Annotated in this window: 23 protein-coding genes and 5 tRNA genes; 10 read left to right on the top strand and 18 right to left on the bottom strand. The window is 61.6% G+C overall.

Annotation, left to right across the window (positions count from 1 at the left end):
* Positions 1-10: 10 nt before the first annotated feature.
* Both pfkB and ptsP read right to left on the bottom strand, forming a co-directional pair.
* On the bottom strand, positions 11-931 hold the full coding sequence (gene pfkB, locus ACU688_RS06535; RefSeq protein WP_448184125.1) for a 1-phosphofructokinase: 921 nt from the start codon (positions 929-931) through the stop codon (positions 11-13).
* Complete coding sequence (gene ptsP / locus ACU688_RS06530) at positions 932-3,790, bottom strand: phosphoenolpyruvate--protein phosphotransferase (RefSeq protein WP_448184124.1); 2,859 nt, start codon at positions 3,788-3,790, stop codon at positions 932-934.
* A 293-nt stretch (positions 3,791-4,083) separates the two neighbouring features.
* Here ptsP and cra point away from each other — a divergent pair, with 293 nt between their 5' ends.
* A complete protein-coding gene (gene cra, locus ACU688_RS06525; protein ID WP_448184123.1) occupies positions 4,084-5,079 on the top strand; it encodes a catabolite repressor/activator in 996 nt (331 codons plus the stop codon).
* Positions 5,080-5,081: 2 nt separating this feature from the next.
* Positions 5,082-5,858 carry a TatD family hydrolase gene (locus tag ACU688_RS06520; RefSeq protein ID WP_448184122.1) on the top strand — a complete coding sequence of 259 codons (777 nt, stop codon included), beginning with the start codon at positions 5,082-5,084 and terminating at the stop codon, positions 5,856-5,858.
* Here ACU688_RS06520 and ACU688_RS06515 read toward each other — a convergent pair.
* The 5 genes from ACU688_RS06515 to ACU688_RS06495 form a co-directional block, all read right to left on the bottom strand.
* Positions 5,805-6,233: a hypothetical protein gene (locus tag ACU688_RS06515; protein WP_448184121.1), complete on the bottom strand. Its 429-nt coding sequence runs from the start codon at positions 6,231-6,233 to the stop codon at positions 5,805-5,807. The two genes, ACU688_RS06520 and ACU688_RS06515, sit on opposite strands and share 54 nt — an antisense overlap.
* Before the next feature lie 126 nt (positions 6,234-6,359).
* Positions 6,360-7,064 (bottom strand): methyl-accepting chemotaxis protein, encoded by a 705-nt coding sequence (locus ACU688_RS06510; protein WP_448184842.1) that lies wholly within the window; start codon positions 7,062-7,064, stop codon positions 6,360-6,362.
* A gap of 1,520 nt (positions 7,065-8,584) precedes the next feature.
* Complete coding sequence (gene ampE, locus ACU688_RS06505) at positions 8,585-9,421, bottom strand: regulatory signaling modulator protein AmpE (protein WP_448184120.1); 837 nt, start codon at positions 9,419-9,421, stop codon at positions 8,585-8,587.
* Positions 9,418-9,981, bottom strand: a complete 564-nt coding sequence (gene ampD, locus ACU688_RS06500; RefSeq protein WP_448184119.1) for a 1,6-anhydro-N-acetylmuramyl-L-alanine amidase AmpD — start codon at positions 9,979-9,981, stop codon at positions 9,418-9,420. Before ampD ends, ampE begins: the two co-directional genes overlap by 4 nt.
* 43 nt (positions 9,982-10,024) lie before the next feature.
* A complete protein-coding gene (locus ACU688_RS06495; protein WP_448184118.1) occupies positions 10,025-12,193 on the bottom strand; it encodes a DUF1631 domain-containing protein in 2,169 nt (722 codons plus the stop codon).
* Between the two features lie 234 nt (positions 12,194-12,427).
* On the opposite strand from ACU688_RS06495, the gene nadC reads away from it, so the two are divergent.
* A complete protein-coding gene (nadC, locus tag ACU688_RS06490) occupies positions 12,428-13,276 on the top strand; it encodes a carboxylating nicotinate-nucleotide diphosphorylase (RefSeq protein WP_124527522.1) in 849 nt (282 codons plus the stop codon).
* A 145-nt stretch (positions 13,277-13,421) separates the two neighbouring features.
* Here nadC and ACU688_RS06485 read toward each other — a convergent pair whose 3' ends face one another.
* The 4 genes from ACU688_RS06485 to ACU688_RS06470 all read right to left on the bottom strand — a co-directional run bounded on the left by ACU688_RS06485 (position 13,422) and on the right by ACU688_RS06470 (position 15,831).
* The gene (locus ACU688_RS06485; protein ID WP_448184117.1) at positions 13,422-13,727 is read right to left on the bottom strand and encodes a DUF6388 family protein; all 306 of its coding nucleotides are present in this window, start codon (positions 13,725-13,727) and stop codon (positions 13,422-13,424) included.
* 136 nt (positions 13,728-13,863) lie between these two features.
* A tRNA-Thr gene (locus ACU688_RS06480) sits at positions 13,864-13,936 on the bottom strand.
* A 39-nt stretch (positions 13,937-13,975) separates the two neighbouring features.
* A complete protein-coding gene (locus ACU688_RS06475) occupies positions 13,976-15,382 on the bottom strand; it encodes an O-antigen ligase family protein (RefSeq protein WP_448184116.1) in 1,407 nt (468 codons plus the stop codon).
* A 35-nt stretch (positions 15,383-15,417) separates the two neighbouring features.
* A complete protein-coding gene (locus ACU688_RS06470; protein WP_448184841.1) occupies positions 15,418-15,831 on the bottom strand; it encodes a pilin in 414 nt (137 codons plus the stop codon).
* Between the two features lie 202 nt (positions 15,832-16,033).
* Between ACU688_RS06470 and ACU688_RS06465 the strand changes: the two genes are divergently transcribed.
* Genes ACU688_RS06465 through yacG form a run of 4 tightly spaced genes read left to right on the top strand, consistent with a single transcriptional unit; the run spans position 16,034 to position 18,922 of the window.
* Positions 16,034-17,242, top strand: coding sequence for a type II secretion system F family protein (locus ACU688_RS06465; RefSeq protein WP_448184115.1), 1,209 nt, complete (start codon positions 16,034-16,036; stop codon positions 17,240-17,242).
* Positions 17,239-18,105 carry a prepilin peptidase gene (locus tag ACU688_RS06460; RefSeq protein ID WP_448184114.1) on the top strand — a complete coding sequence of 289 codons (867 nt, stop codon included), beginning with the start codon at positions 17,239-17,241 and terminating at the stop codon, positions 18,103-18,105. The genes ACU688_RS06465 and ACU688_RS06460 overlap by 4 nt, the downstream gene beginning before the upstream one ends.
* A complete protein-coding gene (gene coaE / locus ACU688_RS06455; RefSeq protein ID WP_448184113.1) occupies positions 18,102-18,725 on the top strand; it encodes a dephospho-CoA kinase in 624 nt (207 codons plus the stop codon). Before ACU688_RS06460 ends, coaE begins: the two co-directional genes overlap by 4 nt.
* Positions 18,722-18,922, top strand: coding sequence for a DNA gyrase inhibitor YacG (gene yacG, locus ACU688_RS06450; protein ID WP_017737928.1), 201 nt, complete (start codon positions 18,722-18,724; stop codon positions 18,920-18,922). Before coaE ends, yacG begins: the two co-directional genes overlap by 4 nt.
* On the opposite strand, the gene ACU688_RS06445 is transcribed toward yacG, so the two are convergent.
* Together ACU688_RS06445 and ACU688_RS06440 are read right to left on the bottom strand one after the other, a co-directional pair.
* Entirely contained in the window at positions 18,919-19,134 is a 216-nt protein-coding gene (locus ACU688_RS06445; protein WP_003171680.1) for a hypothetical protein, read from the bottom strand. The two genes, yacG and ACU688_RS06445, sit on opposite strands and share 4 nt — an antisense overlap.
* 65 nt (positions 19,135-19,199) lie before the next feature.
* The gene (locus ACU688_RS06440; protein WP_448184112.1) at positions 19,200-19,889 is read right to left on the bottom strand and encodes an energy-coupling factor ABC transporter permease; all 690 of its coding nucleotides are present in this window, start codon (positions 19,887-19,889) and stop codon (positions 19,200-19,202) included.
* Between the two features lie 99 nt (positions 19,890-19,988).
* Here ACU688_RS06440 and ACU688_RS06435 point away from each other — a divergent pair, with 99 nt between their 5' ends.
* The 3 genes from ACU688_RS06435 to ACU688_RS06425 are packed head-to-tail and all read left to right on the top strand — an operon-like array spanning position 19,989 to position 22,205.
* A complete protein-coding gene (locus tag ACU688_RS06435) occupies positions 19,989-20,618 on the top strand; it encodes a DUF1780 domain-containing protein (RefSeq protein ID WP_016971624.1) in 630 nt (209 codons plus the stop codon).
* Between the two features lie 54 nt (positions 20,619-20,672).
* On the top strand, positions 20,673-20,846 hold the full coding sequence (locus tag ACU688_RS06430; RefSeq protein WP_016976295.1) for a DUF3094 family protein: 174 nt from the start codon (positions 20,673-20,675) through the stop codon (positions 20,844-20,846).
* A 60-nt stretch (positions 20,847-20,906) separates the two neighbouring features.
* Positions 20,907-22,205, top strand: a complete 1,299-nt coding sequence (locus ACU688_RS06425) for an NAD(P)/FAD-dependent oxidoreductase (protein ID WP_448184111.1) — start codon at positions 20,907-20,909, stop codon at positions 22,203-22,205.
* 193 nt (positions 22,206-22,398) lie between these two features.
* Here ACU688_RS06425 and ACU688_RS06420 read toward each other — a convergent pair.
* The 5 genes from ACU688_RS06420 to clpB form a co-directional block, all read right to left on the bottom strand.
* A tRNA-Pro gene (locus ACU688_RS06420) sits at positions 22,399-22,475 on the bottom strand.
* Between the two features lie 94 nt (positions 22,476-22,569).
* Positions 22,570-22,645, bottom strand: a tRNA-Lys gene (locus ACU688_RS06415).
* 5 nt (positions 22,646-22,650) lie between these two features.
* Positions 22,651-22,727: transfer RNA gene (locus tag ACU688_RS06410), tRNA-Pro, on the bottom strand.
* A gap of 9 nt (positions 22,728-22,736) precedes the next feature.
* Positions 22,737-22,812: transfer RNA gene (locus ACU688_RS06405), tRNA-Asn, on the bottom strand.
* A gap of 302 nt (positions 22,813-23,114) precedes the next feature.
* Positions 23,115-25,679 (bottom strand): ATP-dependent chaperone ClpB, encoded by a 2,565-nt coding sequence (gene clpB, locus ACU688_RS06400; RefSeq protein WP_017737922.1) that lies wholly within the window; start codon positions 25,677-25,679, stop codon positions 23,115-23,117.
* Positions 25,680-25,704 lie beyond the last annotated feature (25 nt).

Below are 25,704 nucleotides of genomic sequence, written 5' to 3'. Positions count from 1 at the left end.
ACAAACCCTCTTATTGTTCGGTCAGCGTGCGTACATCGACGCCGCTTTCGAGGCGCGCCAACTGCGCGTCATCGCTGATGCCAAAACCGATCTGCGTCACCGCCATCGCGGCAATCGCCGTGGCGCGGCGCAGGGTCTGCTCGGGGGTGTCGCCACTGAGCAAGCCGTGGAGCATGCCGGCAAGCAGCGAGTCGCCCGCGCCCACCGTGCTGGCGACCGTGACCTTGGGCGGCGTGGCATGCAGCGCCGAGTCGGGGCGGTACCAATTCACGCCGGCGGCGCCATCGGACACCACCACATGTTCCACGCCCAACCGGTGCAATTGGCTGATGGCATCGGGGGCATTGCCCAGGGCCTCGGCCAGTTCCTCGGTGTTGGGTTTGACCAACCACGGGCCCGCCTGCAAACCGGCGCGTAATGCTTCGCCGCTGGTGTCGAGGGCGACTTTCAAACCGAGGTTTTTCAGTGTCTCCAACAAACCTTGAAACCACTGCGGGCTGACACCGCGCGGCAAACTGCCGGCGACGACCACCGCATCGAATTCAGGGCCGATGATCTCGACCATCTTGAGCAGGTCTTTTTGCGCCCGCTCATCGACAAACGGCCCCGGTGCGTTGATGTCGGTGATCCGGCCGTCCTGTTCGGCGATCTTGATATTGCTGCGGGTTTCACCCGCCACGCGGATGAATGCGTCGCCAAAACCACGGCGGGCGATCAGGGCTTTGAACGCCTGGGGATTTGCCTCGCCGAGGAAACCGCCCACGCTCACCAGATGCCCCAGGTCGGCCAACACCTGCGCCACATTCACGCCCTTGCCGGCGGCGTGGGTCAGCACGTTGTCACTGCGATTGACTTCGCCCGGCTCCAGGCGCGCCAGGCGCACCGTCAGGTCCAACGCCGGGTTCAGCGTCAGGGTCAGAATCCTTGCCATTTACACGGCCTCCACAAGGGCACGCACTTCGGCGGGCGAACCCACCGCGAGTGCTTGTTGCGCCAGGCCCTGGGCCTCGCTCAGACTGAATTCACGCACCCGCGCCTTCACTTCGGGAATGCTGCGGGCCGACACACTCAACTCGTCCACACCCAGGCCGATCAGCACCGGCACGGCCAGCGGGTCCGCCGCCAGCTCGCCGCACACGCCGACCCATTTGCCATGGGCATGGGCCGCGCGCACGGTGATGTCGATCAGCTGCAACACCGCCGGGTGCAGGCCATCGGCCTGGGCCGACAAGGTCGGATGGCCACGGTCGATGGCCAGGGTGTACTGGGTCAGGTCGTTGGTGCCGACGCTGAAGAAGTCCACTTCCTTGGCCAGCACCGGGGCGAGCAAGGCTGCCGACGGCACTTCGATCATGATGCCCAGTTGCAGGTCGGCCACCGGGATTTCCAGGCGCAGGCGCTCGGTCATGTCGCGGGCGGCGCGCCATTCATCGACGCTGCCGACCATGGGGAACATGATGCGCAGCGGGCGGTTGTCCGCCGAACGCAGCAGCGCACGCAATTGCGCTTCCATGATCTGCGGGCGTTGCAAGGTCAGACGAATGCCACGCACGCCGAGGAAGGGGTTTTCTTCCTGGGCAATCGGCCAATACGGCAGCGGTTTGTCGCCGCCCACATCGAGGGTGCGCACCACCAGCGGACGCCCGCCGAGACCATCAAGGACGCGGCGATATTCGGCTTCCTGGGTGGCTTCGTCCGGCGCTTGCGGGTGGGCCATGAAAATCAGTTCGGTGCGCAGCAAACCAATGCCTTCGGCACCCTGCTCCACCGCACTGGCCACACCGGCGCTTTCGCCGATATTGGCGAACACTTCCACGGCGTGACCGTCGCGGGTCAACGCCGGTTCATGGCGCTGGGCCGAGGCGGCTTGCAGGCGTTGTTCGCGGGTGTCGCGCTCGACGGTGGCACGTTGCAGGGTGGCCGCGTCGGCGTCCACATGCAGGCGGCCGCGCTGGCCGTCCAACAGCAAGGGCGTGCCGGAGGCCAGCAGCAACACGGCGGGGCCGGCGCCCACCAACGCCGGAATGCCCAGGGCACGGGCGACGATGGCGCTGTGGGCCGTGGCGCCGCCACGGGCGGTGAGGATGCCGGCGACGCGGGTCGGATCAAGGCGCGCTACGTCGGACGGGCCGACTTCGTCCATCACCAGGATGTACGGCTCGCTGGGCTCGCGGGCGGTTTCGACGCCACACAGTTGCGCCAGCACACGGCGGCCGATGTCACGCAGGTCGGCGGCGCGCTCGGCGAGCAAGGCGTCCTGCAACGATTCCTGCTGCTTGGCGGCGGCTTCGATCACGCTCATCCACGCGGCTTCGGCGCTTTCGCCTTGTTTGAGGCGGGTGTCGACTTCGTCGCTGAGTTCCGGGTCGTCGAGCATTTCCTGGTGGGTGATGAAAATCTCGCGGATCGCCTTGGCCTGGCTGCGCTCGATCAGGCCCTGGATATCGCGGCGCACATCGGCCAGGGCGGCTTGCAGGCGCTGGCGCTCGATGGCCGAGGACTCGCCGCGCAGCGGGTAGTCGAACACTTGTTGAATCTGGATATGCGCCGGGCCAATGGCGATGCCCGGCGCGGCGGCGATGGCCTGGAGCTGGCTGCCGCTCAACGGTGCGCTGAGCGCCGGCTCGATATCGACAGTGGCCGGTTGCGCGGTGACGGTCGGCAGCGGCTCGATCTCTTCACCCAGGCCTTCTGCTACGGCGGCCAACAAGGCTGGCAGCGCATCGCCGGCAATCGTCGGTTCAGCGACAAATTCCAGCACCTGGCCACGGCGGGCGCCGAGGCTCAGCAGTTTGCTCAAGCTCTTGACCGAGACGGCGCCCACTGGGCCATCGACGATGCGCACGCGCAAATCGCCGTCAAAACTTTTTGCCAATTGCGCGAGGATCTTCGCCGGCCGCGCGTGCAGGCCGTGGGCGTTGGCCAGGGTGATACGCGCGCTGGGCCAGTCGGGCGGCAGTTCGCCGCCGAGCACTTCAAGCACCGCGCGGCTGCTGGTGGCGCGGCCCAATTCCTGGCCACGGCCTTCAATCAGCAAGGCGCACAGGCGCTCCAGCAAGGTTTGGTGGGCTTCGCCGAGGCTGGCCAGGCAGAACAGGCCGTTGAGCGGCTGGCCGAGGTAGCGCATGGGTTTGTCCGGGGTGACAAACGCCAGGCCTGGGCGCTTGACCGTTTGCTCGCTGTGCAGCCACCACAGGCCATCGCCCAGCGGCAGTGCATCGACCTGCTGCAACACGGCAGCGAAACCGTTGCTCACACAATCGGCCTGGCGCAACAGGCGCGCGCCACGCCACACGAGTTCTTCGAAATCATCGGCCGACACGCCGAGGCTGATCATCTGTGCGTCCAACGCCAGTTCCTGCGGCGCGCCTTGCAGCAGCTTGAGCAAGGCTTCGGCGCTGCCGGCGCGGCGCAGTGCCTGGCCGAGGTCGGTCTCGCCGAGGGCGCGGGTCAGCAGTTGCAGCAGGCGCAGGTGTTCATCGGATTTGGCGGCAATGCCAATCGCCAGGTAGACGATCTGGCCGTCGCCCCAGTCCACTCCTTCGGGGAACTGCAGCAGGCGCACGCCGGTGGCAAACACCTGGTCGCGGGTTTCCGGGGTGCCGTGGGGGATCGCAATACCTTGACCGAGAAAGGTCGAGCCTTGGGCTTCACGGGCTTGCAAACCGCTGAGGTAACCCTCGGCGACCAGGCCGTCGGCCACCAGTTTTTCAGCGAGCAGGTGCAAGGCAGCAGACTTATCCACAGCCACCTGGCCCATGGAAATCTGCTCGTGGGTGAGCTCAAGCATGCCGTTCTCCTAGTTAGTGCGATGGACGCACTAGGTATTGTTTTGAATAAACAGTGTAATGGCGTTGCGTAATAGCTGACTGAGTAGTCAATTGGCAGTGGCCACTCAGTAGCGAAGATCGTAAAAATACGCTTGCTGAAACGTTTAATCTAGAATTTATGGCAGATTACGCGTTAATTGAGCATCCTTGAAGGACCACTCGGCACTTGAGCTTGGACATTGGTCGTGTGCAGTAATCGGTTACGATTGGACAAAATGTCGGGGCAAGCTCTAAAAAACAAGGAAATCCCGGTTTGAAACTCAGTGATATTGCACGCTTGGCCGGTGTGTCCGTAACCACCGCCAGCTACGTCATCAATGGCAAGGCCGAACAACAACGGATCAGCAACGCCACCGTCGAACGGGTGCGTGCCGTGGTTGAAGCCCATGGGTTTACGCCCAACCCCCAAGCCGCCGGGCTGCGCAGTCGGCACACGCGCACCTTGGGTTTTATCCTGCCCGACCTGGAAAACCCCAGTTACGCACGTATCGCCAAGCTGTTGGAGCAAGGCGCACGGGCACGCGGCTATCAGTTGCTGATCGCCAGCTCTGATGATGACGCCAACAGCGAGCGCCAGTTGCTGCAACTGTTTCGTGCCCGCCGTTGCGATGCGCTGTTTGTCGCCAGCTGCCTGCCGGCCAGTGACGACAGCTACCGCGAACTGCAAGCCAAGGGCCTGCCCATCATTGCCATCGACCGGGTGATGGAGACCGCGCAGTTCTGCTCGGTGGTCAGCGACGACCGCCAGGCCTGCCAGCAACTGACCGCCAGCCTGCTGCAACCGCTGCCCAAGCAGATCGTGCTGATTGGCGCACGGCCGGAGCTGAGCATCAGCCAGGAGCGCGCGGCGGGTTTCCGTGACGCGCTGCAAGGGTTCAGCGGCGAGGTGATCGTCGAACAGGGCGAAGCCTTCAGCCGTGACTGTGGCCGACAGTTGATGGAGCAACTTCTACAACAACTGGGGCATTTGCCTGACGCGCTGGTAACAACGTCCTACGTGCTGCTGCAAGGCGTGTTTGATGCGCTGCATGACTTCCCGCTGAAGTCGCGCCCGCTGCGGCTGGGCACGTTTGGTGACACACAGTTGCTGGATTTCCTGCCGCTGCCAGTCAACGCCATGGCCCAGCAACATCAGTTGATCGCCGATACCGCGCTGAAACTGGCCCTCGCGGCCATCGAAGAGCAGCACTACCAGCCGGGCGTACATGCCATCGGCCGGACCTTCAAGCAGCGTATCCGCGAGGCCTGAACGTGGAGCTGATCGACACCCACACCCACCTGGACTTCGCGGACTTCGACAACGACCGCCGCGAAGTCCTCGCCCACAGCCGTGCACTCGGCGTGCGGCGCATGGTGGTGCTGGGGGTGTATCAGCAGAATTGGCAACGGTTGTGGGATCTGGTGCAAGCGGATGAAGGTTTGTTCGCAGCCTTTGGCCTGCACCCGGTGTATCTCGATGACCATCGCCCCGCCGACCTGGTGGAACTGGGTGATTGGCTGACCCGCCTGCACGGCCATCGGCAATTGTGTGCCGTGGGCGAGATCGGCCTGGATTACTTTCTCGAACACCTGGACCGCGAGCGCCAGCAACGCCTGTTTGACACCCAACTGAAACTGGCCGTGGACTTCCAACTGCCAGCGCTGCTGCACGTGCGCCGCAGCCACGCGGCCGTGATCGCCACCCTCAAGCGCATCCGCCTGCCACGGGGCGGCATCATCCATGCCTTCGCCGGCAGCACGGAGGAAGCCCGCGAGTACATCAAGCTGGGTTTCAAGCTCGGCCTGGGCGGCGCGGCCACCTGGCCCCAGGCGTTGCGCATGCATAAGGTGCTGGCGCAATTGCCGCTGGACAGCGTGGTGCTGGAGACCGACGCCCCGGACATGGCCCCCGCCATGTACCCCGGCCAGCGCAATAGCCCGCAGCACCTGCCGGATATTTGCCGCGCCCTGGCCGAGCGCATGGGCATCGAACCGTTACTGCTCGCGCAGGCGAGTACACGCAATGCGTGCGAGCTGTTCGATTGGTAGCCGGCTGACGCTGTGCAGGTTGAGGGTCATGCGTTGCCGGTAGCGGGCATAACGTAATACGAGGAAATGAACCAGCACCGTCACCAGCGAAATATTGAACTGCCCAATCACGCTGAGCAGCCCCACCCACTCCGCCACCAACGCCACCATCAAGGTCGCGCAGGTCAGGATGATCATGCTCGGACGGACCAGGGCCCACTGGTTCAAGGCACGAAACTGACACAGCTGTTTATGGCTACCGAGCTTCAGACACGACTGGCAATACGTGCATTCAAAGGGTTCGTCGATGGCAATGGCATTCAATTGCCAAGGCTTGAGCTCGAACGTCATGTCACATTGGGCGCAATGCCCCCGAATGCCAATTACTGCGGTCATCGCCGACTCTCCCCGAGACCGTGATTAGAGGACACAAACTCTCACCAATTCCGGGCGCAATAAAAGATCCGTAGGTAAATCAAGACAAGTGCCACACCTTAAACAACTTAGTCCTACCCTCAACTCCTACACCCGAAAGGCCCCGATAAGCTGCTTCAACTCAATCACCTGCATCGACAGCTGCCGGCTGGCCGCTTCGGTCTGATGCGCACCGTGGGCCGCATGCTCGCCGGCGCGGTTGATTTCGACGATGTTCTGGTCGATATCATGGGCGACCGCCGTTTGCTGCTCCACGGCGGCGGCAATCTGCTGGTTCTGATCGACGATCATGCCGACAGCACCGAGGATGTTTTCCAGCGCCTGCTGTACTTTTTCTGACTGCCCCACCGTGCCATTCGCCATTTCATGGCTGCTGCCCATGGCCTTCACCGCTGCGGCCACGCCGTTGTGCAAGCGGCTGATCATCTGCTCGATTTCTTCGGTGGAGTGTTGCGTGCGCCGGGCCAGGGTACGCACCTCATCGGCCACCACCGCAAAGCCACGGCCCTGCTCGCCGGCACGCGCTGCCTCAATGGCGGCATTGAGCGCCAATAGGTTGGTTTGCTCGGCAATGCTTTTGATCACTTCCAACACGCTGCTGATGGACTGGCTGTCGGTGGCCAATTGGTTGATCACCCGCACCGATTGGTCGATCTCCGAGGCCAGCCGCGCGATGCTGCCCTGCTGGGATTGCACCAGGCTGCGCCCGCTGACGGTTTCATCGTTGACGCTGTGGGCGCTACTGACCGCTGCCGCCGCGCTGCGCGCCACTTCCTGGGCGGTGGACGACATTTGGTTCATCGCCGTCGCCACCTGTTCAATCTGGCTGCGCTGGCCGGACACCGCGTGATTGCTCTGGGCCGATACCGATTCCACCTGGCCGGCCTGGACTTCGACCTGGCTGACGGTGTGGCCGACGCGCTCGATCAAGTCATGGATTTTCGCCACGGTGCCGTTGAACACCTCGCCCAACTCGCCCAGCTCATCGCGGCTATGGGCAACAAAGGTGACGGTCATATCGCCCGCCGCGACTTTGTCCATCATCGCGCCGAGGCGGCGCAGGGTGGTGCGGGTGGACGCGTAGAAGCCGGCGTACAGATAGAAAATCAGCAAAAACACCGCCGACAGGGCGCAGACCAGCCCAACCATGTGCGTGCGGTTTTGCGCCAGCCGCTGCTCCAATTGCTGCTCAAGGAATGTGAGGGTCGCCTCATCGAGCTGGTAGGTCTGGGCCATCAGTTGGCTGACGTTGTCGTAGAACCCTTGCCAAGGCGCGTCGAGGGTTTCGGCCATGACCACCTGCTCTTCAAACAACTCGCTGCCTTGCTTGAGGCTGGCATTGCTGGCCTTGGCCAGGCCATCGAGCGCGGCGTGGGCGGCCTTGCTGGAGCCCAGTGCATCCTGCAACTTCAGGGCGTATTCGCCGTGGAGTTTTTCCAACTGCTGCAACAACTCGTCAAAGCGCGTGCTGGAGGAGGAGTTGAGAAAGCCCTGGCCCAGGGAATACGCGCCCATCGCCCGGCCTTCGCCCAGGGTCTGGGTGACTTGCGGAGTGATGCTGGTGACCAGCTCGGTGAGTTGGCGCAAATCGCCCTGGGGGTCGCGGCTCAGGCCGGACTGGCTGGCAATCACCTGGCTGAGCATTTGCGCCTTGTTGAGCAACTTGCCGATCAGCGCGCTTTTGCTCAGCAGCGAGGTTTCCTGTTGCTGGGCCTTGAAGGCGGCGATCAATTCATCGCGCTTGGCGTCAAACGCGGCGATTTGCTCGGGGTCGGTGGCCATCGCAGTAAGGCTTTGCAGGCGGCTCAGCACACTCTGCTCCAAGGCGCTGATCTTGCCTTCCAGGTCACCGGCCTTGCCGGACTGGCCGAGGGTCGCGTTGATCTGTACCTGGTTGTTCAGGGTTTCAAGGTCGCGGCGCAGGGCCAGGCTGCTGCCGAGCAAATCCAGGCTTTGCAGTTCGATGCGCGTGCCCTGGAATTCGCGCCAGGAGTCGCGCACAAGGTAATAGTTGGTGGCCAGCATCGGCAGCAGGAACAGCACGCTGATCAGGCTGAATTTCATGCCGAAGCTCAGGCGATTCATCAGCGCGACGGCGGGATAGAGCAAGCTCTTCACAGGTGAACTCCCTTTCTTTTATTTTTATTGAGGCGCAGGGCAGCGGCAGAACGCCACCATCTATATAGCTCAATTTGAAAGGGAGTTTTGTAACGTAAGGTTAACGACAGCCGGGACACCACAAAACAAATGTGGGAGCGGCGGTGCGACGATTCGACTTGCTCGCTCCCACATTTTTGACCGCGTTCGCTTGGTTAAGGCAGTACGGTCCAGATCGCGAAGCCGGCATACCACAGCACTGCCGCGCGCAGCAGCAGTTCCCACAGCCGGTCGAGGCTGTTGATGCCGTCTGCGCCTACCACCGGTGGTGGGATTTCGGCGGCGACCAGGCCAACTTTCTCCACCAACTGGGCGGCGCTGATGTCCCAGCTCAGCAGTTCGTGGAGCATCACGCGGCTGACCGCGACGAAGTTGCCCACCAGAGCAAAACTGGCCGCCAGCAAGCGCACCGGCAGCCAGTCAAACGCATGGCGCAACTGCCCGGCGCGCTCGGCCACCAGCGGGTTCTGGCTGTGTTCGTTGGCCAAAGCCAGCAGGCGATAGGCCAGGGCGGCAACCGGGCCCAGCAGGAAGTACCAGAAGATCACCGCGAAAAAGCTCTGGTACGCCTGCCACAGCAGATGCCCCTGGACGCGTTCGAGCAGTTGCTCGCCACTGTCGGCGCCCAGCTTCAGGTCGCGCTCGGCGACGTGCTCGGCGGCTTGCAGGTCGCCACGCCGCCAGGCGTCACGGAACGGCCCGAGCCCGGCCAATAGATCGCCGCGCCCCAGGCTGTAGATCACCACCAACAGGTGCACCGGCAGGGCCAGCAGGCCGTAGGCCACGGGTTCCAGCACCAGCAGCAACAGCGCCAGCAACGCCACGGGCAGCAACACCAGCAGCACCAGGATCAGCCAGGGCTGCTTGCCCATGCGCGGGCTCGATTCCAGCTTGGCCAGTTCGCGCAGCCATCCAACGTCGCGCTGCAACCGCTGGCGCAAGGCCGAGAATTTCTCGATCCACACCGCCAGCACCAACACCAGGAAACTCATTGTGCGTGTCCTCCATCCTGCAGGGCGCCGCGAAAGCGCGCCCAATCAAAAGCCGGGCCGGGGTCGGTCTTGCGCCCCGGGGCGATATCGCTGTGACCACAAATACGCTGGTGGGTAATGCCTGGATACGCCGCCAGCAATTGGCGGGTCAGGTCGATCAGCGACGTGTATTGGGCGTCGGTGAACGGCAATTCATCGGTGCCTTCCAACTCGATACCCAAGGAAAAGTCATTGCAGGTCTCACGCCCCTCGAAACACGAGACCCCGGCGTGCCAGGCGCGGTCGATGCAGGACACAAACTGCGTCACGGCACCGTCGCGCTCAATCAGAAAATGCGCAGACACGCGTAGGTCGGCGATCCCTTCAAAGTAAGGGTGTTCCGTGACATCCAGGCGGTTCTGGAAAAATTCCTGCACCTTGCCGGTGGCAAACTGCGCCGGTGGCAGGCTGATGTTATGCACCACCAACAGCGAGATTTCGCCGGCGGGGCGCTCGTTGAAGTTGGGCGAAGGGCAATGACGAATGCCCTTGCACCAACCGCTGAGGGGGTCCAACTGCATACAGGGTCCTTGAACGTGACAAAGTGTGACCAGTATGCCGCGTTCAGCCCTGTGGTTGCGATGGTTTGCCACGATTGAGTTGGCGCAAGTTGCCCAGCACCGAGGCCAGCGCGCGGTCAAACAGCGGCCCATCGTCAAGCCTGCGTAGGGCGCCACGCTTGAAGGCCTGGGCCAATTGGCCGAGGTTTTGTTCCAGCACCTTGAGGCCGGTGTGGCTGATGAAAATGTAACGATTGGCCGGCGCCACAATCGCCGTCAGCTTGCAGCGCAGTGCAGCGTCGCCGCCTTGCTGGAACTCGACCCAGTCACCGATGCGCATCTGCAGGGCACTGATCAGGTCAGGGTCATCGCCCGGCAAGTCCTGGGCGGTGTCGGGCAACTCGGCGCCGAAGGTGAAAGGCTCACGGACAACGCTCAACACTTCGACGCCCGTCAGGGGCTGCACGTGCAATACCTGCAAGCGCACAAAGAATTCACGGGTGCTGAACGGGTCGAACGCAGCGCTGGTCAAGCCGTCGCGCAACGCTTTGAGCAGCCCCGGCAGGCGTTCCAGCAGATGGCGCCCAGCTTCGGTGTCGCTTTGCAGGCCCACGCTCCAGATCAACTCGTCCAGGGTGCGCAGCGCCGACTGCCACTGCACCGACTGCTCGCCATACTTGAGGCTGGCCAGCAACAGCACCTGGCTCCACGCCTGTTGTACAAACTGCACCACGGCTGGCGGTAATGCCTTGCCCAGCAGCCGATGATTCAGCACCTGGGCAACCCGGTGGCGCGCCTCGTCGTTGAGCACGCGCACCTGCTCGGCGTCACGGGTGTGCTGCTCGACCAGTTCGCAGCGGCGCTGCTCATCGGCAATAAACGCCGTGAACTCCGCGAGCAGCTGGGAAAAAATCGCCGGTTCTTCGACAAACTCATTCAGCAGACGCTGCACAACTTGCTCGATACGCAGGTACAGCGTGTCGCGCTGATAATCGTCCCGTGGGCTCCACTGCGCAGCGGCACAACCGACTTCATTGAGCAGCCGCCGTACCGGATGGCTGGGCCGACTGAAAAAACTCTTGTCCAGCACCGCGACTTTCAGCAACGGGATCTGCAACCGGGCGATCAACGCCCTGAGCGCACCCGGCAAGTTGCGGTCCTTGCGGATGAACTCGAACAGCATGGCCATCAGGTTGATCACGTCTTCGTCCGCAACCTCCACCACCCGGGATTTGCCGCTCTTGACGCTGACCCGGGTCAGCAACTGGCCAAGCTGGTTGCGCAGGTCGACATCGTCTTCGGTGTCTGGCGTGGGCACGTACTGCTGCAAATGGGACAGCAGCCGCAGCAGGTCGCGCGTTGCGATCGGCTGAAGTTCGGCGCTGGCTTCCAGGGTGGGCGCCACGCTGCCACGCACAACCTTGAGCCGTTCCTGCAAGGCGGCGAACGCTTGTTGGCCGTTTTCGTCCAGCGGTGCATCGGTGGCCGGCACGCTGTCTTTACGCAAGTGTTCACGGGCCGCCCGCCCGCCGGGGCGCCGCGAGGGCACCGCCTTGAGTTCGGGCAACACGCCGGTGGCGACCAACAGCTGATTGGCTTCGCCATACAGTTGGTCGGCGTCGCTGAGCACGTACTTCTCAAACAGCTTGAGCATGATCAGCTTGACGCGGATTTCCACCCCCAGGCTGCGCCCCGCCCGCAGGAAAAACTCGCACAACAGTGCCGGCCCCAAGGGGTTCTCGCGCTCGTCCAGGCCCTTGACCAGCACGGCACTCAAGCGCGCTGTCAATTGCCCCAGGGCCAGGCCGTCACGGTGGCGCACCCGCCCCAGCATGGCCTCCAGCGCCACGGCTTTCTCCAACTCATCGCGGGATGTGCCCGTCACCGCGTCGTAGGACACCACCGGCACCAACTGCCGCTCACCCTGCCCCGCCAGGCCCAGGTTGGCGAAGGCGGCGAACAGCTGCTCCATGAACACGCGCTCGAAATTTTTGCGCTTGAGGCGCAGGTCGCGCATGGCTTCAAAGAAAATATGGTGATCGAGGTTGTTGCGCGCCTTGTCGGCCATTTCGAAGAGGGTGTCGTCGGCGTTGTCGAACAGTTCCTGCAGACCTTGCTGCAACTGCTGCGCGGCCTTGTCACGGACCTGTAGCAACACCACCGGCAAGCGCGCGAGCGGCGATGGCAAAGCCTGTGCCTTGTTGATTGGCACCACCTTTCCGTCATTGTGCATCCTGGCCTCCTGATACGGCGGTGTCTGTTGGGGAATGATGGCGCGGGCGCTGCGCGATTCCAGTCATCACCAGGACGTCAAAGCTATGACGCCAATTGCAAGGCGCGAGATTATCTTGCAAATGGGGGTAGTTGCGCCAGCAAACTCTGTCATTCGGCTGTAATTGAGCGGCGGGTTATGGGTTCGAACGCACACTGCCCCTATAATCCAGGCACTTTGTTTGTGGAGCCTGTTATGCCGAATCTCCGTCTTGCCGACCTCACCGCCGAAATCGAAGCCAACGTGCGCCGCGCGCTGCTTGAAGACATCGGCAGCGGCGATATCACCGCGCAATTGATCCCGGCCGAGCGCCTGGCCAAGGCCACGATCATTACCCGCGATGCGGCGGTGATTGCCGGCACAGCTTGGGTGGATGCGGTATTTCGCCAGTTGGACCCACGGGTCGCCGTGCATTGGCAGGTGGCCGACGGTGAGCGTGTCAGCCCCAACCAGGCGCTGTTCCACCTTGAAGGCCCGGCGCGCTCACTGCTCAGCGGCGAGCGCAGCGCGCTGAATTTCCTGCAACTGCTCTCTGGCGTGGCGACGCGCGCCCAGTTCCTGGCGGACTTTGTCGCCAGCACCCAGGTCAAGCTGCTGGACACCCGCAAGACATTGCCGGGCCTGCGCCTGGCGCAAAAATATGCGGTCACCTGCGGTGGCTGTCACAACCACCGCATCGGTTTGTATGACGCCTTCCTGATCAAGGAAAACCATATTGCCGCCTGCGGTGGCATTGCCCAGGCCATTACGGCCGCCCACAAGATCGCGCCGGGCAAACCGGTGGAGATCGAAGTGGAAAGCCTGGAGGAATTGCGTGAAGCGCTGGCGGCGGGCGCCGACATCATCATGCTCGACGAACTGAGCCTGGACGATATGCGTGAAGCGGTGCGCTTGAATGCCGGCAAGGCCAAGCTGGAAGCCAGTGGCGGGATCAATGAAAGCACGCTGCTGCCGATCGCGGAAACCGGCGTGGACTACATCTCCATTGGCGCGATGACCAAGGATGTGAAGGCGGTGGATTTGTCGATGCGCCTCAGTCTCTGAGGCAATGCTAGGGAGAGGCGAGCTGGCTGTGGCGAGGGAGCTTGCTCCCGCTGGGCTGCGCAGCAGCCCCAAAATTTTGGGAGCGCTTCGCACTCCAGCGGGAGCAAGCTCCCTCGCCACAACAAGCCCCCTCCACCGCAGGCACTCAAACCACCAGATTATTCATCTCGCAATACTCTTCCCACTCAACACCCAACACTTCGGCCGCCTCCTTGTGCAAGGCCAGCCGTGCGGTGTCGAATTCGTCCGCTGTCGAGGTGTACTTGAGGGTCAGTTCCCAAGGCTGCAAGCCCTGGCTCTCTGCCTCATCCTCGAATGCCCACTGGATCTGGTCCCGCTGATCATCAGCGCTCAGTTCCTTGATCTCTTCTTTAAGCTGCGGCGTGCCTTCAAGGTATTTCTTGAGGGCTTCTGCGTGCCGAACTTCCTGGGTCATTTCAGTCGTGGTCATGTCGTTCTCTTAGATCAAGGAATGGGGATGCATCTGGGTCATCAAGGTTGCGCAGATACAAAAGAGCGGGCGTGAATACCGACTCGTCTGGCCTTCAGAACCATTCTGGGATCATCTGAAAACAGTGCTGCCTTTTTGCCCGAGACAGGAATCGAACCTGCGACCTTCGCGTTACGAGTGCGCTGCTCTACCAACTGAGCTACACGGGCGGTGGGCTAAAGCTAGCACCGCATCGGGTGTCCGGCAACTCACGACCCAGGCAGCGCAATCACCCCTTGGGCCCAGAAGCGCGGCTGGAGGCGCTTGTGGGTGTCGCCGACATAACGTTGCTGGGCCTGTGCGATGTGAGGCACATCACGAACGGCAACAAATATCAGCAGACCAACGGCCAATACACTCATCAGCGTCCACAGGTGACTGACCGGTGCCGGCAAGGCAGTTGGCGCCACCGCCCAGATGTGCAGCGCCATCAGCCAACCCACCACCAACGCCAACCACAGCTGTGAAATGGGCATCACGATCACGCCATCGACCATGGACTGCGTCAGCGCGCCGACCAATGCGGCAAACAGGCACAGGCGCAGCAGGTCCGAACGTTGCGCCGACAACGCCCGCTCACGCAGCACGCTGACAGTGGCCCAACCGCCGCGCCAGACCAATGCGGCGACGCAAATCGTCGAAGGCACACCCCACTCACTGGCCCATTGCAGGATCGCCTGATGAGGATGGGTCGCCACGTCGTTGGGGATGTCGGCAAACTGCATCGGCCCGAGCCCCAGCCAAGGGCGTTCGATGATCATATGCCAGGCCTGCCACCAGATCTCGGCACGTCCCGACAGTGACGTGGTGAGGCGATCGCTGGCATCACTGGAGGTCTCGATACCCAAATATCCCGTCAGCACCGTGAACAACAGCCCGTACAGCAACAGGCCAACGCTCACCGCCGCCAGCTGCCAGGCCAACCAGCGTCGCCCGAACGGCCCCAACACCACCAGCAAGGCACCCGCCGCGCCCATGCCGAGCCATGTACCCCGCGTGCCCCCGCTGATGGCGATCAACCACCACACCGACAGCAAGGCAAACACACCAACGCGCAAGAAACGAGGAAGCGTGGGCATCAACAGCGGCAGTGCCAGCAACGGCAGGGTGAAGGTCTGGAATTGACCGTAGAAACGCTTGTTGGAAAAACCCGACAGCAACAGATCGAGGTCCAACACCTGTTGGCCACTGCTAAACGCCAGCATCACCGCCTGCAGGTATTGGATCGACTTGATAAGGCACAACAGCACGACAACCAGCAGCAGGACGCGGTCCAGAGGCTCGCCGCCATGGCGGCGAAGCGCGGCGAACGCCAGCGCAATCACGCCGCAACCGACCAGCAACGCCACCTCGGTGAACGCCCAGAGAGGGCGGTGGGCCCTGACCGAAGACAGCAGGCCCAGGGCGATCACCAGCCCCAGGCCGAACGCGGTGGGCCGGTCCACCCACGCCGTGTTGGGGGCCGACAGCCCATACAGCAGCGCGCCCAGCGCCAGGGCAATCTGCAGCGTGCGTTGCAGGTCGTGCCCACTGAAAGGGACACAGACCCCCAGCACCAGCAAGCACACCGCCAGCACCAGAAACACATTACCGCGCCGCTGTATGGAAAACGCCATCAGCCACCTCTACGTCCGTGTGGATGGTTGGACCGTTACGCCCCGTTGGCGCCGCAGCCCTTGGCGACGTATTTTTCTTCGGCGCTGGTCACACATTTCCAGCCCTTGGTCGCGTCGCGGGTCAAGGTGATGGTCTTGCCCAGTACCGGCGCCGGGGCGTCGATAATTTCGCAGCTGATGGAACCGACGCCCGTGGCCACATCCCCTGCCACGTCGATCTTGCAGTTGGCGGTCGGGGTGGTGCCACCGATCAAGGGCAAGGTGGGCACTGTGCCTTGGTTGAAAACGTCCTCGTAACCGGCCTTCAACGCCGTGATTTCAGCCAGCCCCGCCGTGAACTTGGCCTTGGCCTGGTGGGTGGTGTACATCGGCAAGCCGATGGTGGCCAAGATGCCGATGATTGCCACGACGATCAGCAACTCGATCAAGGTAAAGCCTTTCTGACGTATCACATTCACTCTCCAGAATAGAACCTATGACAAGGCGCGTCCTGCGCCCCGTAGTGTGCAGCGGCGCCAGTGTACTCATCCGCAACCGCCCGAGCGCCTGCAAGACGCACATTCTGACATTTTATCCCGCGCGGCCAGCCTGTCCGAATTCGTCACCTGACTAAGCTATAAATCTTCCACTCCCCGCATGCGGAACCGAGACATGGACAACGTTTCAACGATCTACGCCTGGGAAGGCACCAACCGCAAAGGGCGCAGGGTCTGCGGGCAAACCGCTGGCCACAACCCCGCGCTGATCAAGGCGCAGCTGCGCCAGCAGGGGATCTGCCCTGGCCGTGTGCGTAAGCGAAACAGTGTTTTGCCGAACCTCACATCACCGATCAACCCGGCGGATATCGCCCTCTTCACCCGCCAGCTGGCCACACTGCTGAAAGCGGGCATCCCTCTGCTACAAGCCCTCGGCATTGTCGGCGAAGGCTTCGAAAACCCGCGCATGCAAGCATTGGTCAATGGGTTGAAACAAGAGATCGCCGCCGGCACCAACCTGGCAATGGCGTTGCGCAAACAGCCATGCTACTTCGATGAGTTGTACTGCAACCTGATTGCGGCAGGCGAACAAGCTGGCGCCTTGGAAACACTGCTGGAACGCGTGGCGATGCACCTGGAAAAAACCCAGCAACTCAAGGCGCGGATCAAGAAGGCCATGACTTACCCAGCGGCGGTGCTGGTAGTCGCCAGCGTAGTCTGTACGCTGCTGCTGATGCACGTGGTGCCGCAATTCCAGAGCCTCTTCGCTGGCGTCGAGGGTGAGCTGCCCGGTTTTACCCTGGGGGTTATTGCGCTGTCCGAATTCCTGCAACGCGCTTGGTGGATCGTTGCACTTTGCCTGGGTCTAGCCATTGCCGCGCTGCGCCAGGCTTATCGCGTATTCCCGGGGTTTCGTCACGGGTTGCAAGCAGCTTTATTGAAAGCGCCCCTGGCAGGCGCATTGATGAAAAAATCCGCCGTCGCCCGCTACGCTCGCACACTCTCGACTACGTTTAGCGCAGGCGTTCCCCTGGTGCAGGCCTTGGACTCAGTGGCCGGCGCCGTCGGCAACGGACCATTCAGACATGCCATAGAGCGCATGCGCCATGATGTCGCCACCGGTATTCAATTGAATCAAGCCATGACCGGCAGCGGCCTGTTTCCCAGCATGGCGATCCAGATGACGATCATCGGCGAAGAGTCCGGTACGCTGGACCGCATGCTGGAAAAGGTCGCCAGCCACTATGAGGCTGATGTAGACAGCCTGGTGGATAGACTCACAAGCTTGATGGAGCCGCTGATCATGGTCGTGCTGGGGAGCATTGTCGGGGGACTGGTGATTGCGATGTATCTGCCGGTGTTTCAATTGGGGAGCGCATTTTGAGCCTGCTGCTGAGTGAACAACCGTGGCTTTTTGTCGGCATGGCGTTGGTGCTGGGCCTGATCGTCGGCAGCTTCCTCAACGTGCTGGTGTGGCGCCTGCCGAAAATGCTCGAACGTGAATGGCGCGCCCAGGCCCAGGAGGTCCTCGGCCTGCCAACCGACCCGGCGGGGCCGACCTACAACTTGATGTTTCCCAATTCCTGCTGCCCCCATTGCAGCCAGCCGATTCGTCCCTGGGAAAATATCCCCGTGCTCAGCTACCTGATGCTCCGGGGGCGCTGCACCCATTGCCGTGGGCCGATCAGTGCGCGTTACCCCTTCACCGAACTGGCCTGTGGGCTGATCTCGGCCATGGTGGCCTGGCATTTCGGCTTTGGCTGGCAAGCGGCGGCGATCATGCTGCTGAGTTGGGGGCTGCTGTCGATGAGCCTGATCGATGCAGATCATCAACTGTTGCCGGATGTATTGGTGCTGCCGCTGTTGTGGCTGGGGCTGATCCTCAACAGCTTCGAGTGGCAGGTGACGCTGGCCGATGCCGTATGGGGCGCAGTGGTCGGTTATATGAGCCTGTGGTCGGTGTTCTGGCTGTTCAAGCTGGCCACCGGCAAGGACGGCATGGGCCATGGCGACTTCAAGTTGCTGGCCATGCTCGGCGCCTGGGGCGGCTGGCAAATCCTGCCGATGACCTTGCTGATGTCATCGCTGCTCGGGGTGATGGGAGGGCTGATCCTGATGCGCCTGCGCAAGACCCAGGCGTCGGCCCCGATGCCGTTCGGCCCCTATCTGGCAATTGCCGGCTGGATTGCATTGCTCTGGGGTGGTCAAATAACCGACTTCTATTTGCAGTCTGTCGGTTTCAGATGACCACTTCTGTTGCAACACCCTGGATTCTTGGCCTCACTGGCGGCATCGGCAGCGGCAAAAGCGCGGCGGCCCAGCACTTTATCGATCTGGGCATCGACCTGGTGGACGCCGATCACGTCGCGCGCTGGGTCGTCGAGCCCGGCCGGCCGGCTCTGGCGCGTATCGCCGAGCACTTTGGCGCCGGCGTGCTGCAACCTGACGGCCAATTGGACCGCGCCGCGTTGCGCAAGCTGATCTTTGAAGTACCCGAACAGCGCCGCTGGCTGGAAGCCTTGCTGCACCCGTTGATTGGCGAAGAGATTCGCAGCCACCTGGCGCGCGCGCAATCGCCTTACGCGATCCTGGTGTCGCCGTTGCTGATCGAATCCGGCCAGCACAGCATGACCCAACGCATCCTGGTGATCGACGTGCCGCAATCGCTGCAGATTCAGCGTACCCTGCAGCGCGACGGCATCAGCGAACAGCAGGTGCAGGCGATCCTCAAGGCGCAGTCCAGCCGCGAAGAGCGCCTGAAACATGCCGATGATGTGCTGGTCAATGACAAGGACCTCGCCTGGCTACACAGCGAGGTCGAGCGACTGCACCACTTTTACCTTACTTTGCGTGGAGGCCGATCATGAGCCAACCCTTGACCGTCGATTGCCCAACCTGCGGCGCCCCCGTGGAATGGACTGCGACCAACCTCAACCGGCCGTTCTGCTCGGACCGCTGCAAACTCATCGATCTGGGTGCCTGGGCCGCAGAGGAACACAAGATCCCCGTGGCCCCGGATGCCGAAGATGAGCTGTTTTCCGAAGACCTGACGCCGCGCCACTAAGGCCGCATAAAGGCGTATTCCTGCTGGTCGTCGAGGTTCTCTGCAAGGTATTGCAGCTCGTCGGCCAGGTCTTCGAAACTGCGCACACCCTTGCTCTGCTGCACCACTGCACTGAGCATGGCGCGCAGGGTCAAGCCTGGGTCAAAGCCGATTTCCTGTGCCGCGTCCTGACTTCTGCGCAACTCCTGCCGTGCCCATTCGTACACACTCATGATCCGTGCTCCTGGAAAATTTCGCAGAGCATGGGCCTGTGTGTGGGCGCAGGATTTGATCTGGATCAACGCGGCGAATCGTCGTCCTTCCAGGGCGCCGAGAGGTAGCGGGTGCGATTGAAGGTCTCCAGCCATTCAGGGCAAAACACCACCAACGCGCTGATGACCATGCCGTTGATAAAGGCTTCGGGGAAGATGATCAGCCACAAGTAGCCGACGAAGTCTTCCAGCCACTCCGGCATAGCGAAGCGCCCGTCGAACCACAGCAGCCCCAACCCCAGCAACAGGCAGAGCAAGGCCGACAGCGCGGCGGCGAAAAAGCCCGAGCAGAAGATATACACAAAGGGGTTGCGTGGTTGCGCGCGCTCCACCAGCAGTGCGCAGGCTTCGGTGACCAGCACCGGCAGCACGATCAACAGCAGGCCGTTAACGCCGAGCGCTGCCAGGTCCTGGCGTCCCAACACCATCAATCCGAGCTGGGCGGCAAAACCGCCGACGATTGCCAAGGGCCAATCCAGCAGCAGGGTCACGGCGGTCATGCCGATAAAGTGGTAGGAGACCCCGGTATCAAAATCCCGCCGTACCAACCACAACATAAACAGCGCGAACACGGTGCCGAACAGCAAATGCTGGCGCCGTCGGTCGGCAAACAGCTCGACCCAGGGTGAACGCACCATCGCCCACAGCACCACGGGCACAAACAGCAGCCAGCCGAGGCCCAAGGTTTGTGGTGCGAGTACTGCAGCACTGATCACGATGCCCCTCCTGCTTGAATAACAGTCGAGTGAGCAGTCTACACCGACCTTTTGCAACGGGACTTCCTGCGGTCATCATTTGGACGCTAAGCTGCAAGCATGGATGACTCAGATTACTTGCGCCTGCTCACCGTAGCGGCCGAACAAGCCAACGCGTTCTTGTCCAATGCCCGCAAATGGGAGCGTGAGCGTTGGGTCTGCCAGCGCCTGCTGCAAGGCTTGAATGTGCCCTACCGGGCCGAAGAGTTTCACGCCGCCGGGCAAGAGCCGCCGGACGTACTGTTTCGCGATGCCAGTTTCGAGGTGTTTTTTGTACTGGACGAGGGCCGGCGCCTGAACGACGAATGGCGTGACGAGTTGCTGCGCCGGCGCAGCGCCTTCTCTCTCAGCCAGTTGGTACGGCGCGAAGCCAAACCGCGACGTATCCCCGCCCATGAGTTTCTGCTGCGCCTGGCGCCGACGTTGCGCAAAAAGGCGCACAACTATAAAGAACGCGGAATAGAGCTGGGGGAGCTGGACCTTATCGCCTTCACCAGCCTCAAGCGTGAAGTGCTCGACCTCAACAGCCACTTCCCGCCGCCGACAGAATATCTGCGCCAGGGCTGGCGCTCGCTGTCACTGGTGGGGCCGACCTTTGCCCGCGTGCTGTTTGCCCACCCCGATGCGCCGGATTTCTTGCGCAACAACCTGGGCCGCAGCATAGTGTTCGACGTGGGCATCAGCCTCTGAGCCCCCGGACTGTAACGTGGCGCCCTTTTGCAACGTCTACCTGACGAGGCCTTTATGACCAGCCGCCTGAACCCCGATGACCAACAGCATGTCGAAGAGTACCTGCAACTCTCCCAGAACCGAGTCGAGCGCAAGCCTTTCCGGCCGTGGCTGCTCCTTGGTGTGGTGCTGGTTGTGGTGATCGGCCTCGGTCTGCTGAGCCGCCTTTTGAGTTACCTGACGCTATGAGCTGCCTGGCGCTCGCGGGGGTAACTGCTCCGATTTCTTTTAGCCTTGCGAGATATCCCCATGACCCATCGTATTATTATCGTCGGCGGCGGCGCCGGCGGCCTGGAGTTGGCTACCCGCCTGGGTAAGACTCTGGGCAAGCGCGGTACCGCCAGCATCACGCTGGTGGACGCCAACCTGACCCACATCTGGAAGCCCTTGCTGCACGAAGTCGCTGCCGGTTCGCTGAACTCTTCGGAAGACGAACTCAATTATGTTGCCCAAGCCAAATGGAACCACTTCGAGTTCCAGCTGGGGCGCATGAGCGGGTTGGATCGTGAACAGAAGAAAATCCAGCTGGCCGCCACCCTCGATGAAGAAGGCCGTGAGCTGGTGCCCGCGCGCGTGCTGGGTTATGACAGCCTGGTGATCGCCGTCGGCAGCACCACCAACGACTTCGGCACCGAGGGCGCGGCGCAGCACTGCCTGTTCCTCGACACCCGCAAGCAGGCCGAGCGTTTCCACCAGCAGTTGCTCAACCACTATCTGCGCGCCCATGCCGGGCAAACCGATGCGGTCGAGCAGATCAGCGTCGCCATCGTCGGCGCCGGGGCCACAGGCGTTGAACTGGCCGCCGAACTGCATAACGCCGCCCATGAACTGGCGGCCTATGGCCTGGACCGCATCAAGCCGGAAAACATGCACATCACCTTGATCGAAGCCGGCCCACGGGTATTGCCTGCCCTGCCGGAGCGGATCGGCGGGCCTGTGCATAAAACCCTGGAGAAGCTCGGCGTGACCGTGTTGACCAACTCGGCGGTGAGCGAAGTGACGGCCGACGCGCTGATCACCAGCAGTGGCCAGGTGATTCCCGCCAGCCTGAAGGTGTGGGCGGCCGGGATTCGCGCACCGGGTTTCCTCAAGGACATCGATGGCCTGGAAACCAATCGCATCAACCAATTGCAGGTGTTGCCGACGCTGCAAACCACCCGCGACGAAAACATCTTCGCCTTCGGCGACTGCGCCGCCTGCCCACAACCGGGCACAGACCGCAATGTGCCACCACGGGCCCAGGCCGCTCACCAGCAGGCTTCGTTGCTGGCCAAGTCGCTGAAGCTGCGCATCGAAGGCAAGGACCTGCCGAACTACAAATACACCGACTACGGCTCGCTGATCTCGCTGTCGCGGTTCTCGGCGGTGGGCAACCTGATGGGCAACCTGACCGGTAGCGTGATGCTGGAAGGTTGGCTGGCGCGGATGTTCTATGTGTCGCTGTACCGCATGCACCAGATGGCGCTGTATGGCTTCTTCCGCACGGCGATGCTGATGCTGGGCAGCAAGATTGGCCGAGGCACCGAACCACGTCTCAAATTGCATTAACAACCGGATCTAGAATGTGACCTGGTAAATGTGGGAGCGGGCTTGCTCGCGAATGCGGTGGTTCAGTGCCAAATGTACTGACTGACACACCGCTTTCGCGAGCAAGCCCGCTCCCACATTTGCTTTGCGGTGAATTCAGGTTTTTCGCAGGCAAAAAAAATCCCCGTATCTTTCGATACGAGGATTTTTAATATGGTCGGGGTAAGGGGATTCGAACTCCTGACATCCTGCTCCCAAAGCAGGCGCGCTACCGGACTGCGCTATACCCCGGTAAAAAAAAGGCGACCTTTCAGTCGCCTTCTTCGATCAGTGCTTTTGGCCTCTGATCTTAAGATCTGATCCCAGCGTTAACTGGTTTCAAAAATGGTGGGTCGTGTGGGATTCGAACCTACGACCAATTGGTTAAAAGCCAACTGCTCTACCAACTGAGCTAACGACCCAAAAATGGTCGGGGTAGGGGGATTCGAACTCCCGACATCCTGCTCCCAAAGCAGGCGCGCTACCGGACTGCGCTATACCCCGGTTTGAAATTGGCTCCGTGACCAGGACTCGAACCTGGGACCCAATGATTAACAGTCATTTGCTCTACCGACTGAGCTATCACGGAACTACATATTTCAAAGTACAACTTCTACTGCTGTGTAACCTTCTCTTCGAGTCTTCCGTATCGCTACGTTGTCATGTCTGAGGCGCGCTATTCTACAATCTTAAAAACCCCTGTCAACCCTTTAAATTGCTTTTAAGACAATGATTTGCGCTTGTTTCTGATTTCTTCTTGGGGAGAAGAAACCCGTGGGCTGACGTTGTTGCGGGGCGCACTTTACTAGCCTTTTCCTTACAGTTCAACGCCCTATCGAAAAAAAAGGCCCCGCGATTCGGGGCCTCCTTTTATTGCGCCAGTGGCTGGGCTCAATGGAAGACGATTTCGTCGTTCTCCACCGTCGCCGCGACGCTGGTGCCAGGCATGAAGCTGCCCGACAGGATCAGCTGCGCCAGCGGGTTTTCGATCCAGCGCTGGATCGCACGTTTCAGAGGCCGTGCGCCATACACCGGGTCGTAGCCAACCGCGATCAGCTTGTCCAACGCCTCGCTGCTCAGCTCCAGGGCCAGCTCGCGCTCGGCCAGTCGGCTGCGCAGGCGACCCAACTGGATCTCGGTGATGCCTGCGATCTGATCCCGCGCCAGAGGCTCGAAGATCACCACTTCATCGACCCGGTTGATAAATTCCGGGCGGAAGTGGCTGGTCAGCGCATCCATCACCGCTGCACGCTGGCCTTCACGATCACCGACCAATTCCTGGATCTGCGCCGAGCCCAGGTTGGAGGTCATCACGATCACCGTGTTGCGGAAGTCCACGGTACGTCCGTGGCTGTCCGTCAGCCGGCCATCTTCCAACACTTGCAGCAACACGTTGAACACATCCGGGTGAGCCTTCTCGACCTCATCCAGCAGGATCACCGAGTAAGGCTTACGCCGCACGGCTTCGGTCAGGTAGCCACCTTCCTCGTAGCCCACATAGCCTGGTGGTGCGCCGATCAAGCGAGCCACCGAGTGTTTCTCCATGAATTCGGACATATCGATCCGCACCATGGCCTCTTCAGTATCAAAGAGGAACTCGGCCAAGGCCTTGCACAGCTCGGTCTTACCCACGCCGGTTGGGCCGAGGAACATAAACGAGCCGCTCGGACGGTTCGGGTCGGACAACCCGGCCCGCGAACGCCGCACCGCGTTGGACACGGCCACCACGGCTTCTTCCTGGCCAATCACACGTTGGTGCAACAGGCTTTCCATCTTCAGCAGCTTGTCGCGCTCGCCTTCGAGCATTTTCGACACCGGAATGCCGGTCCACTTCGAGACGACTTCGGCAATTTCTTCCTCCGTCACCTTGCTGCGCAGCAACTGGTTCTCGGCCTTGCCGTGCTGGTCGACCATTTGCAGGCTGCGTTCCAGGTCCGGGATCACCCCGTACTGCAACTCGGCCATGCGGTTCAAGTCGCCTTTACGGCGTGCGGCTTCCAGTTCCTGGCGGGACTGCTCGATTTTCTGCTGGATCTGCGCAGAGCCCTGCACTTCGGCTTTTTCCGAGGTCCAGATTTCTTCCAGGTCCGAATACTCGCGTTCCAGACGGACTATTTCTTCCTGGAGTTTTTCCAGGCGTTTCTTCGCCGCGTCGTCCTCTTCTTTCTTCAGGGCCTGGGATTCAACTTTCAGCTGAATCAGGCGCCGATCCAAACGGTCGAGCACTTCCGGCTTGGAGTCGATCTCCATGCGAATGCGGCTGGCCGCTTCGTCGATCAAGTCGATGGCCTTGTCCGGCAACTGACGATCGGTGATATAGCGATGGCTCAGTTTCGCCGCCGCAATGATCGCACCGTCAGTGATCGCCACTTTATGGTGGACCTCATAACGCTCTTTCAGGCCACGCAGGATCGCGATGGTGTCCTCTTCGCTCGGTTCTTCCACCAGCACTTTCTGGAAGCGACGTTCGAGGGCCGCATCCTTTTCAATGTACTGGCGATACTCGTTGAGCGTCGTGGCACCGACGCAGTGCAACTCGCCCCGCGCCAACGCTGGCTTGAGCATGTTGCCCGCATCCATGGAGCCTTCGCCTTTACCGGCGCCGACCATGGTGTGCAGTTCGTCGATAAACAGAATGATCTGCCCTTCCTGCTTCGACAGCTCATTGAGCAGGGATTTCAGGCGTTCTTCGAACTCGCCACGGAACTTGGCACCGGCGATCAACGCCCCCATATCCAGGGACAACAGGCGTTTGCCTTTCAGGCCGTCCGGCACTTCACCATTGATGATGCGCTGGGCCAGACCTTCGGCAATCGCGGTTTTACCCACGCCAGGCTCACCGATCAGCACCGGGTTGTTCTTGGTGCGACGTTGCAACACCTGGATGGTGCGACGGATTTCATCGTCACGCCCGATCACCGGGTCAAGCTTGCCGTCTTCGGCGCGCTTGGTCAGGTCGACGGTGTATTTATCCAGGGCCTGGCGCGACTCCTCATGGTTGGGGTCGTTCACCGCGTCGCCGCCACGCAGGTTGTTGATGGCATTTTCCAGGGCTTTCTTGCTCACGCCCTGGCCCAGCAACAACTTGCCGAGCTTGCTGTTTTCGTCCATGGCGGCGAGCAGCACCAGTTCGCTGGAGATGAACTGGTCGCCCTTTTGCTGGGCCAGGCGGTCCGCTTGGTTAAGCAGGCGCGCCAAGTCCTGGGACATGTTCACGTCGCCGGTCGGATTTTGGATTTTTGGCAGTTGGTCGAGCTCTTTGCTCAACTCCTTGCGCAGGCTGTTGACGTCGAAGCCCACCTGCATCAGCAAGGGCTTGATAGAACCACCTTGCTGCTCCAGGAGCGCCTGCATCAAGTGCGCAGGCTCAATGGCCGGGTGGTCGAGGCCCACCGCCAGGGATTGAGAGTCAGATAATGCCAACTGCAATTTGCTGGTTAAACGATCAATACGCATTAGTCACCTTCCTTTTGAGCAGGCC

This window comes from Pseudomonas acericola (SeqCode) (assembly GCF_053456465.1).
Note: the sequence above shows the minus strand (reverse complement) of the source record. Positions and strands in the feature narration are given on the sequence as shown.